A 12655-nucleotide genomic window follows, 5' to 3' on the forward strand; every position below is an offset into this window, starting at 1 on the left:
TATTTTATTTTAAAAAAACAACCTAATCTGTATTCTAAGACTTTATTAAACTCCATCAATATTTAGAGTACAATAGTATTAATTTCAGTGTTTCTATAACACACTGAAAACAGTGATTTAATAAACTATTTTTAATTCTCTACCCATTCATTACCGTTGAATTTCATCTCTTTCCATTCAGAACCATTATATAATTGCATCTCTACAATCTCGACGTGTTCTTTTATTTCATCGAATTTTTTTGAGGATTTTATTTGTTCAGCTTTTCCTTCATATCCAAACCAAGGAATTGCTTCTCCCTGAGAAAACTCAAGGTTCGCCGGCACACTTTCTTTAATTCTAAAAACAATATGATACGTGCCACGTTTAGGCACTCCTTTTAAGGCTCTCGAATCGTGAGTAAAAACATAATTGTTGATCCCTTCAGAAACACTTAAAACAGGACTTGCAAAAGACCCCCCTAACTCTGGGCTTTCCTGAAATCTATCGTATAATCTTCCTGCCAAAGATGTTCCCTTTTCTATTTTGGTAATTGACTTAAATCCATTATAAGGAGGCCATTCGCCATTTAGCTTGTTTGAGACAAACAATGTTTCTAAATCTTTCCAGTTTTCTTGACCCCATAATTGATAAGCTTTTTTTGATAGTTCAGTATTTTTTCCACCGCTAAAATCTCTTACCGACCTAATAAACTCATCATAACTAACATTCTTATAAGTATCTATTTTTTGTCTAAATCCAACCTGATCTCCTTTTTTATGGATGTCAAACTGTTCGTCATACTTTTTTACAAATTGATACTGGGAAACCTCATCATCAGGAATTACTTTTCTTTTCTCCAGAACTCCATCGACAAAGCGAGCTACTTCATCACCTTTTCCATTTCTATCATTGGAGATGATGATTTCTCCTTTTTTGATCCCACTAAATGTAATGGGGAGATCTGCGGGGAACACATCATTAGCTTGTTTTAGTCCATCAATTAACTTTTGTTTGCTGGCATTACCGCTGAACAGTTCCTTTAACCCCTCATACGAAGGTTTGTTGGAATAGTTAAATCGGTTGTGGACTGACGTAAGAACTTCTAGGTTTCTTCCTCCTTCATACGTTTGAATACGAGGAAATTTTTCTAAAGCATTCCAAGCACGAGACAAATCAGCTTTCTTACTAAAGGAAGCTTGTTCGAATCGTCTTTTCAAAGCACTATTGTTTGGGTCTGCTAATGCTATTTTTAAAGAAGGTGTGCTTTCAAGGGCTCCTATAAATACTGTCGTTTCCAACTGTTCCAACAAGCTTTTTCTTTTGGTCGAATCGTCTGAGTAAGCAGCCGGATTCTTTTCTATTGCCGTCCTGAGTCCTTTAGCTTGGTTGGCAATTTTCTGACTAAGACCCTTCACCTTTATACCCTTTTGAATAATTCCTAAAAAGAAAAGGGTTTCTTTACACACTCCGTCTTCCTTACAACTATCAGCGTATTTTAACAGGAGCTCCAGTGAGGACATTGTAAGTGCAAAATTTTCCAAGCTTGTAAACTCACGTAAGATTAGATCCCTATTAATAGCTTTTCGCAAGGCTGTTAAATCTCCTCCTTGGATTATATCTATAAGACCTTTTCTGATAAGGTACAGGTCATCAGCATCTGTTATGATTTCTGGGTTCTTTTCAATATCTTCCAAAAGATCGTTTGCTCTTTTCCTTGTTTCAGCTATCCTAACCGTGGCACTTCCAAAACCGCTTGCTAAACCCATGACATCACCAAACAAACCTAATTTTTCGCAAAATCCTTTTCTTCCTTCGGTTGTTGGTTTCTCACAAAACCCAGAATACTTGAGCAACAAGTTTGTTGTGGATAATAAAGCATCCACTCCTTCCAGACCTTGAACTAAGTTTTTAAGCTTTCCGAGCTTTGACAAATGCCTTAGTTTTGCAATGTTACCGATTCCGGAAACTGTTAATGCCGCATCAAAAGCAAAGTTAGCTCCACGATCTGTGTTACTAGCTGTGTAGTTTTGTGCAATTGCTTGTAATACAAAAATCGGGATGTTTCCAGATTTTACATCAAACCCAGGGCTAGTGATGTTTTTGTATTTCACTAGTTTTATTGGTTGGTAGATATGATAGGTTCCTAAAAGTTGATTCTGAGTCACTATCCCGTCATTATTTCCAGTTCCAGGACGTGGGTTGATGTAGGTAACCTCTTTCATTAATCTAATCGAAGTCTCTCCATCATAGAACAGGTCATAGTCGCTTACATAAAACCCTAAAGCTTTTTCACTTTCGTAAGGAACGTCCAAAACAGCTTCAACCGCAAATTCCGATTTTTTCCAAATACTGTAAATTTCATCTATTAGTTTGGTGAAATTATCAGCTCCTCCCCAGTTATCCATTTTGGAATAAAGTTTTCCAAATAGGTTTTTACCATCGTCACCTTTTGTTATCAGATTATTCAGAAAGAAATTTGGATTTTTTTCTCCTAAAGCTTTGATGATGGTAAGCAATGCTTGCTCTTCTGAGGTGCCTTTATCATCCACTATACAATCCAATAAACTCCCCATCGCGAGCCACAGTTGCGCATCGTCAAAATTTGCTAAATAGTCCGCTGGTATTTCTGCAAAATAAACATCTAAATTATTACAATCAGTTACTCCAGTAATTCCATTTTTAGGAAATTTTTCATCTTGGAGGTATGCAATAATTTCTTTTGAAAATTCACTTTGATTGGATTTAGTATATACTTGGTCCCTGCCGATCAACATCTCGTTGCAAAAAGCCTCCAGTTCATCATGGTGGTCAAACTCAAATATGAAATCATCAGCACTATTGTCTATTGTTACTTGCAGCTCATAAGTGATATTTGCCCCATCTTTTTTATTTAAATCTTCTCCACCTTTGAGGATTTTAATTTTAGAAATAGAGGAACTAGGTTGATTTTTTAGATAGAATTTGAGGTTTTTATTGTCTTTTATCGGAAAGTCATATGCTCCCGTTAAAGACGAATATGTTGTGCTTCGTCCACTAGTTTCCCTTAAAAAAACAGTCCACGGAATTTCTTCATCAATATCATTGTAACTTTTCTTTAGGTGCTCAAGAACTACAAGCATTTTTTCTTTTTTACTTAGCTTTTTTCTTCCGCTGGCTCCATCCTCATCTCCTTGAAACCAATATAGCTGTAATCCGGGTGCGTGCATCTTTTTCCAATCCATATGAGACAATGCGGTCTCTCCTCCATAATCCATTAGGAAATCCGTTGTACCTTCTGGAGTTCCGTATTTTGTAAAGGGATGTTCCAGCCCAAAAACACCATGCCCTAACTCGTGCGCAGCGATCTTTCCTTGATCTGATGTATCAAACACAAACCCAAACTGTCCTTTAAGTGGCATAAAACCATTCGTATCGGAATCCGAAACCGGCAGATCACTAATAAACATGTAATACTTAGTAGCTTCGTATCTATCTTGTTCTTTAAAATACTTGACAATAGCATTTTCTTCTTCTGTATAGTAGGATAATACACTACTATCTCCTATATCCAACGAATTATTTTCATTCTGATCCCAGATACTTTTAGGAACCTCTAGCGTCTCCGCAATTCTGGTATTAAAGTTAACTCCTGCTTTATTATAAATTTCATTGATCTTGCGTTCTAATCCATTTTCAATTCTTGCATTGTTGACAGGTACAATTATGAGATCAATATCAGATACGTCTGCCCCAAGATGTACTAGTTTAAAAGTGCCTATTATATCTTGTTTATTTTCATCCTCTTTTGTAACAACTGTTGCTACTATATCTTCTATAGCATAATCAAAAGTCTGTTTTAAAGTAAGGGTCACCTCACTTCCATCATCTTTCCATGTGGCAGGTACAGAGATTCCTTCTTTCGTCTTAAAAATAATATCGTTTGGTGTATAGGTATCATTTTCGAAGGTGACTTTTGCTTTGATAGTGTCGTCTCCATTCAACTTGGACACTGCCTTAAACGCTATCGGATACACCTTATCCCCATAGGTAACGGTTGGATACTGGGATGCTAGAGAGGTACTAGCGTCTGAATGTATTTTATCAAAACTATATTTCCCAGATGCTATGAATTCTATGGTTACACCTACCTGCTGTATTTCTGAAATACCATCACTATCTGCTCCATTCGTAGTGTCTGCTGTAACAGCACCACCAGTAGCCATATCACCCTGAGTAATCGTTCCGTCTTCGGATACAATATAGGTATCATTATTACTATCTGTAATGACATAATCTTCTCCACCGGGTAGTGTACCTTCCTCTCCATCACTTCCGGTAATGGTCCATCCGCCATTGTCATTTACCTCTATAGTATCAATGTCATAATCCACTGTTACTGTAGTAATTTCGCCTTCGTCACCAGTGATAACATCAATTGGGTCAATCTCTACATCTACGGTTATCTCAGTACCATCACCAAAATTCTCATCATATACTGTGACTATTTCTCCTTGAGCAAGCTGATTATCGGTGTTGACCAATACACCTTCATAGTTTACGGCAAGACGTGCATACTTTAGATATGGAACACGTACAAACCCCTTTCCAGAAATAATACCATTGCTCTGACTTTCAATCTCTATTAATGTAATTACGAAATCACCCGCAGTAATTCTATCTCCAACGCTTAGTCCTGGATGAGGATTTTGGTTAGAAATAGCAACTTCATCCGGAACAATTCCACAATTATAATCCGAGCTACTATCTTCTTCAGTTGCGGTGGTTACTTCTTGTATTTCAGAAAATTTACTATCCTGAAACTTACACGTACCAAGCACTTTTACTTCATATGTTGTACCGGGTTTTAAGTGCCAAATAGTAGCCCATCCACTATTGGTTCTCATCGTAAACCATTCTGCACCTGGTTTGTTGGCCTCTCTATAAGCAATAGCATATTCTTTATATTTATTGAGATCTTCCTCCCAAAAAACATTAATCTTATTAGTTCCTTTTGCCTCTGCATATACGTTAAATGGCGCTTCACAAGGGTTTACTTTAGAGAACCAATAAATTTCACTTTTCCCCTCATTCCTAAATAACCCTATTTCTTCTGCTCCTTGCAGTGCCTTTGCCTGTATTCTCCACGCATACCTTTTACCTGTTAGCAACAATGGTTGAGAAGGACCGTAAATAAAAGTTGTAGAACGTGTTGTCGTTTCGAATACAGGAACTGAAGAAAGAAATGCTGTTTGCGGGTCTACCGTATCATCCCAGATCTCTACGATACTCAATTCATACACTACATTACTTACATTAATATGTCTTGGTGTCCATTGAAAAACAATATTTTCTACCTCTGTAGGTTCGATATTGATTTTATTTAAAGGCAAATTTAGTAGCGGTGGTTCATTTCTGAAAATATAGGTAGTAGCACAAGTTTTTGAAGCCAATCTATTTCCAGTCACGGCATCAAAAACCTCAAAACAGAATCGATAACTACCTTCTGGAATGGCAGCACCATAGGTATTCGGATTAATCCCTCTTATATTCTCAAACTCAAAATAAGGGGCGAGCTCTGTATTTGTTAATTCAAGTGGTGTTCCTCCATCAATAAAAAGAGGCTCGGCTCCTATCACCAATTCATTACTTTCGAAAGAGATCCCATTTCCTTCAAAGGAGATTTTTAAACGTATCTGCTCATTATTTGCTGTGATATCGTTAAGTAAAAGCCTTAACTGTATGGGACTATTTAACGTGGATGCATCCGAATAATTGCTAAAATTAACAGGGCTAGGCTGTGCGATCTGAGGAATAACGGTAATTGGAAATTGTTGAGCAATTCCCTGAGCTAAACCTACAGATAGTACAAAAATGACAAATAGTAACTTTCTCATATTTTATTTCTTTTCGATATATTTTAATTCAAATTTATTAGGATCCGTATGGTGCACTGATTCTTTGAAATAAAAATCAATAATCTTGGTTATGATATATAATTGTATTCTTTGTTGTTCTTCATCTCGATCCCACATCTTGAAAATATTTTCCTTTTCTACTTCCATTACTTCTTTCAAATATCGATCTGGTTTTCTGATATCTTCTAATGTGTTATACTTCATAACATAGATAAGCATCCATCGATGTCCTATTAAACGCGCTAAAGCAGTTTCGTTATTTTTGACAGCCTCCTGATATTCTTTTTGTAATTTCTCAGAGGTATTCGTTCTATTATCCGAGGTCATGGAATGCAATTTATGTTGATCTACCTTAACCTTAGACTTTACAAAATCCATTTCAAAAGCATAATCTAAACGATTCATATCTCTTTTTAATTCCATCATCGTTTCATAGATTAACCGCTCATAGCCAGCCAGGAAATCTTCATAACTGTATAATTCTTTAAGGAATTCTAAGGCTTTCGGTTTGTATTCTTTTGCATGCTTTTCATCCTCGGCTATTTGTCGTAACATAGCCAGCTCTCCCTTTTTATAAGTAGGCATATAATCAAATCGCGGATGGTTCTGTATCTTTTGCAACTGTATATTCACTTCTGGTAGCGTACCTGCGTATAGAGAATCTCTGTAGCGAAAACTCACTGTTTCTTTACTATCCTTTCTATTTTTGTTTTTCTTTTTGGATGATCTTGCTTTAGGTTTTCGTTTAGGAAAGTTAATTTTTGGTTTAAATTTGTCTAAAATATAACTATACCCGAAAGTCGCTGTGAAATTTTGGTTTGAAGTAGTACCATTCTTGAATTGAGACAGCAAATTAAGACTAAAATTATGCTTTTTTTTGTAGCTGTAGCTACTCCCTAATCTGATGTTGGTAACTTCTCCCTGTTTTGTCCCATTCACTTGACTTTGATTATAGCTCACAGAACCATTGGTCCTCAACTGCTTGTCAAAAAATTTCTTGTTTACTGACAAGATAGGACCATAGGTAGTAGCACTCTCGACTCCAACCGCACTATAACTAACATTGACAGATGTGGACACATTCAAATCGTTCGCAGGATATCCTATGGAATACGATACATTACCATTGTAGAAGTTTGATTTTCCGTTCTCTAAGGTATTCCCTCCTTGTTTATTTACTGCATTTTGATATGACAAAGTCATTCCTAAATTTTGTTTTTTGCGATCCGTATCTTTCAAAATATAATTGACATTAAGATTTGCATTTTGCGAAATCTGCTGAAAATCCAATGTATCCAGATTTTCAGTCTGAGATACTTCGTTTATAAAATCAAATTGATCCTTTATATTAGTAAACGATTGAAAGTTAGAATACCCCCCTGATAGATTTAATTTTTCTGAAGCATTGTATGTTACATTTATCGAACCAACTACACGCTGTAGCTGTGTACTCTTTACATTATCTAGATCATCGCGCTGCAATCCTCCGTTAAATACAATACTTACTTTATTGTCAAAAACATTTTGTGTAGCATTGATCGTTATATTTTCCAAATCATTATTAAAAAAATACGCCCCCAATGTACGGTATTCAGGATCGATATATTCATAATTTACCCCTACCGTTCCTTGTCCAACGGCATAAGAGAATCCCAAATTATATGCTTTATATTGATTGGTAGTAATATTGGTTTTTAACAAAGAAGAAAAGATACCTGGGTTGGTTTCTTCTCCAGTAGCATTTATATCCTCAGTAATTGTAGATAACGCTGCTTCTGCCCGGATCTGACCTTTGTCTAACAGCTTTATATTACCCTCTAAACTAACTACAACATTATCTTTCGGCTGAAGTTCGAAAGTGAGAGGGACCTGGTTTTGTATAGAGTTCTGATCATCTGAAGCTTTGAAAAAAATTGCTCCCAGGGAGAATTTTTCGAAAGCATACCCTGCTTTCAGTCCATATCCCATTCTCTTAAATGCTGGTTGCGAATTTGGGTCATCTTCATTGTATTCGGATTGTTTCAATAACCTACCATACATAGCGCTAATATTCCATTTTCCTCCAGGAGTTAGATCAAAGCCAAACCCTGTGAACTGATGACCGCTTAAAGTATAAGGAGAAAAATTCATGCTCACATCGCCGATATGCGTTGTTACCCATTTATAAGATGGATGCATACTTAGTCTGTTAAAAGAAAACGGATTGCTACTGGCAAATTTTTGGTTAGAATACGAAAATGAAAACGGAATATTATATACATTGCTGATATTCAGGTTGATATTACCCGACAAAATATAAGTAAATGGGTCTCTGTTAGACATTCCTTCATAATATACCGCGTTGGCTGCTACCCCACCAGTTAGTTTAAATAATTTAGCCTTTCCAATCTGACCCAAATCCTGAGTAAAAGCAACTGTAACATTTAATAATAAAAAACCACAAAATAGTATTATCCTCATCAAGTAATCTTCCTCTTTAATTTTCAGGTTCACATCGTAACTTTTTGGCAACAAAGCTTTCTTTGTTCCCATATCCCTCTGCTAAACCTCATTTTTTATACTATTTTTCAACTCGAATCGTTGTCATATTGTTAACTTCTTCTATTCTGAGTCAAAATTAAATTAAAAGAGAATTTTAGAGTTCACGGTTTTCAGGGGTTTTAAAAAAACTCTGCTTTGATTTGCTTATTGAAGCGGTGAAGTAGTCTAGTGACTGGTGTTGACACTAATAAAAATGAAGCAGCAAAGTCAAAAAACATTTATATAGCAAATTTTAGCGAAGTAAATGAACCTAAGACAATAAAACAGGAGGAAACTGACATTAGTAGAACATTGCAATTTGATACGAATCATACTTTAACAATAGCTGCAAGTAAGACCATAGATGTAATCAGCCATTATCCTCTCTAGTATCTTTTTTAAAGTTATTTCATTACATTTGTTTAGATCCCAAAACCGAAAGTTATAAAGTAAGACATTGATCTTTTGTGAAATTCACCTATCTTATACCCTAAAAAATTAATATATGACAAAATATTTTTTTTTGAGAATTGCATAAAAAACAAGACTATAAAGCATATGCTTTTTTAATCAATGCTACCTTTTAAATTTTCCACCTATTTTTAACGAAGTAGTTTTACCAAGAAATGTAAAACCAATACATCAAAAATCGATTGTGTTCGCTTTTTAGTTAAAATAAAACCAACACATTAAAATTTTCGTATGTATAAAAACCAGATGCTTGAAGAATATTTTTACCACATAGATCAAAGGAGTTTTACCCAGTAAATTGTTATAGTATTAGAAGTTGAAAACACTATTTATGATAAAAACACTACTTAGAGTCCTTATATTATTATTTTTTACCCAAGCAAGTTATTCTCAATCCGTGAATGATTACAGGTCGGTAGCTTCGGGAAATTGGACAACAGCTGGTATTTGGGAAGTTTATAATGGGGCTGCATGGATTCCGGCAACCACATATCCTGGTCAGCTGGCTGGAACGAATGATGTTTTTGTTCAAGGAGGTTTTTCTGTAACGATTTCTGCGAATATCACCAACAATTTTAATTCTTTGACCGTTGGAGATGCCACTGCAGGAACAGATACATTGGTCGTGGCTAATACTTCCAGTTTTAATACTTCTTTATGGATTATTGCCAACGGAGGGTATGCTTCCTGGACATCTAATGTTACTTTAGCGTTTCCAGCAGGGGCATCTGTAGTCATAGAATCAGGTGGTAGTTTAGACACCTCTAGACCTTGTAGTGCAGCAAAACGTATACAAATTGGAACAGCAATTTACTCTACCTGTAATGGAGGCGCGGGAGCCGATTATTCATTTGAAGAACTTAACAATGGTGGAGGAACCCTAAATGTTTCTCCCTCATCAAATAGCCCTATTTGCGTTGGAGAAACTCTTAATCTTTTAGCAAATCCTTCTGGAGCAGGAAGCGGAAGCGCTTCATTTTCTTGGTCCGGTACAGGACCATTGGGATACTCTTTTAGTTCTACCGCTCAGAACCCTACAATTACCGGACTGGCAACAGGTATGTATACATATACCGTAACGATTTCTGACGGAACGATCTCTAATACAGAATCTACAAATGTAACCGTAAATACAGCTCCGGATCCTCCGACTAGCGGCGGTAATCAGAATGTTTGCAGCAGCGCTACAATTCCTGCATTAACCGTAACCGTAAATCCAGGCGAAACTGCAGACTGGTATGATGCTCCAACCGGCGGCACTTTATTATTAGCAGGAAATACTAGTTATACACCAACCGCAGCAAGTAGTTATTATGCAGAAGCCCGCAGTACAATAAGTACAGGTTGTGATACCAGTATTACCAGAACAGAAGTTATACTCACTATTCGATCTTGTTCTGTTATTACGAACAGAAGAATAACATACAGAGTGAACCCAGGTAATTTAACAACTGTTGCACCCACTGGAACTCCCACTACCGATATGATCGTTAACTTTTTTGATGACGGTCAATTTGGACCGGGTAACTCATATCAACTACAAGTGCAGAACAATACAGGAACTGCGTTTGAATATGAGATATGGATACAAAATGTACCTTATGCTAGTATACCAGGGCTAAACTTAGGAAGTCATACACTAAAAATGGCTACTAACGGAGATGGTACCTATAGCTATTTGTTTACAAGCACTTCACCTTTAGCAGGTTTTCAAAATAGAGTCATTACAGGCTCCGGAGGTGCACCATCACCACCCGGTACAGGTACCACCTGCGGATGCGTAAGTTTTTATAAACTTTAGAACACATATCGTTATAATTTAATATTTTAGATGCACATAAAAACAAAACCTTGCATCAGCTACTAAATATAATAGAACCAATCATTCAGTGGGGAACCACTCCAAAATTACCTCTTGAAAACAAAGAGTTCTTTTTAAAGAAATCATTAATATCCCTATATCAGGAATACCTTACTTTAAAAGGAAACGTGTTGGAAGATGAAAAAGAATATCCAGAAGCTCCTGAATTTAATTTTGAAAAAATTTCAAATACCATACGCTCTAATTTTCCTGAATTAGGATTTTATCAGATGATTTTGGATCCTTTTGAAATGTCAAAACCTGATAATGGACTTGGTGATGCGAATGATGATCTATCTGATATTATCAAAGATCTAATGGAGGTTCAATGGCGATTTCAAAATACCAGTACGATAGATGCTATTTGGTACTTTGATTTTATCATGCGTCATCATTCAGAACGACATCTGGTAAATCTGCTAAAGACCCTAAAAGATCTGGAAGAGCAATTATAATTTAAGTATTTCCCTGTATATCTTTTCGACTTATAGTTGCTAAATCTTTATCTTTGAATAAACAAAAATTACATGTCAGAATACATATTGCTTATCGTTGCAGTAGTAGCAATTATAATTGGTTTTTTTATAGGTAAATACGTGGCTTCACTTAAAAGCAAAAGTGATCAAAGTACATTAAACGAACGTGCCAATCAATTACAACTGCAGTTTGAAGAAGCCAAAAAAGCTGCCGATCAGCAATTAGAATTCACCAAACAACAACAAGAAACCTATAAGCAATCGTTAGAAAAACAACTTACGGAAATTTCTAACGAACGAGAAGAAATTCGTAGAGAAAAAGATTTCCTTAATACCGAGCTTACCCGTAGAAATACAGAGTTCGAAAACTTGCAGCTCAAAAATCAACAACAAAAAGACGAAGTAGAAAAGCTACAGGAAAAATTCACCAAAGAGTTTGAAAATCTGGCGAATAAGATTTTGGATGAGAAATCTAATAAATTTACAGAGCAGAATAAAGAGAATATTAAAAATATCCTTAGCCCGCTACAAGAAAAAATCAATACCTTCGAGAAAAAAGTAGAACAAACACACAAAGAGAGCATCGACTATCACGCAGCTTTACGACAGCAAATTTTGGGTCTTAAAGATTTAAATGAACAGATGAGTAAAGAGGCTACCAACCTTACTAAAGCGCTAAAAGGTGATAGCAAAATGCAAGGAAACTGGGGGGAATTGGTCTTAGAGCGTGTATTAGAAAAATCAGGATTAGAGAAAGACCGGGAATATTTTGTACAGCAAAGTTTTACCAAAGCTGACGGGCAACGAGTTCTACCAGATGTGGTCATTCATTTACCTGACAGTAAAAAAATGGTAATCGACTCTAAAGTAACGCTAACCGCTTATGAACGTTATGTAAATGAAGATGATGACACTCTACGAGCTACCCATTTAAAAGAACACATCATTGCACTAAAACGTCATATCGATCAACTTTCAGAAAAAAATTATCAGGATTTATATGATATAGAATCTCCTGATTTCGTTCTACTATTTGTACCAATAGAACCTGCGTTTGCTATCGCTATCAATGAAGACAACAAACTGTACAATCAAGCTTTTGAAAAAAACATAGTAATTGTAACACCTGCGACGCTGTTAGCTACTTTACGCACTATCGACACCATGTGGAATAACGAAAAGCAACAACGTAACGCCATCGAAATTGCACGACAAGCGGGCGCTTTGTATGATAAGTTCGAGGGATTGGTAAAAGATCTCACCGGAGTTGGCAAAAAGATCGATGATGCTAAAAAGGATTACTCTGCAGCTATGAATAAACTGGTTGAAGGACGAGGGAATTTAATTAGTAGTGTAGAAAAGCTAAAAAAAATGGGAGCTAAAGCGAAAAAATCACTTCCAGAAGCAATTATAAAACGTGCTTCTGATGATCATCAATTATAACCTTACTA

General features: G+C 36.0%; 5 protein-coding genes. 3 read left to right on the forward strand and 2 right to left on the reverse strand.

All coding sequences use genetic code 11. The features are described from left to right. Positions 1-131: 131 nt before the first annotated feature. Together ACWGOQ_RS21215 and ACWGOQ_RS21220 are read right to left on the reverse strand one after the other, a co-directional pair. The gene (locus tag ACWGOQ_RS21215; protein ID WP_452059790.1) at positions 132-5855 is read right to left on the reverse strand and encodes a fibronectin type III domain-containing protein; all 5724 of its coding nucleotides are present in this window, start codon (positions 5853-5855) and stop codon (positions 132-134) included. A 3-nt stretch (positions 5856-5858) separates the two neighbouring features. After that, a complete protein-coding gene (locus tag ACWGOQ_RS21220) occupies positions 5859-8408 on the reverse strand; it encodes a TonB-dependent receptor (protein ID WP_452059789.1) in 2550 nt (849 codons plus the stop codon). Positions 8409-9198: 790 nt separating this feature from the next. On the opposite strand from ACWGOQ_RS21220, the gene ACWGOQ_RS21225 reads away from it, so the two are divergent. From ACWGOQ_RS21225 to ACWGOQ_RS21235, 3 genes are all read left to right on the forward strand, one after another. Continuing rightward, positions 9199-10668 (forward strand): immunoglobulin domain-containing protein, encoded by a 1470-nt coding sequence (locus tag ACWGOQ_RS21225; RefSeq protein ID WP_452059788.1) that lies wholly within the window; start codon positions 9199-9201, stop codon positions 10666-10668. A gap of 50 nt (positions 10669-10718) precedes the next feature. Then, positions 10719-11183: a DUF5063 domain-containing protein gene (locus ACWGOQ_RS21230; RefSeq protein WP_452059787.1), complete on the forward strand. Its 465-nt coding sequence runs from the start codon at positions 10719-10721 to the stop codon at positions 11181-11183. A 72-nt stretch (positions 11184-11255) separates the two neighbouring features. Beyond that, positions 11256-12647: a DNA recombination protein RmuC gene (locus tag ACWGOQ_RS21235; RefSeq protein ID WP_452059786.1), complete on the forward strand. Its 1392-nt coding sequence runs from the start codon at positions 11256-11258 to the stop codon at positions 12645-12647. Positions 12648-12655 lie beyond the last annotated feature (8 nt).

This window comes from Aquimarina ulvae (genome assembly GCF_053613295.3).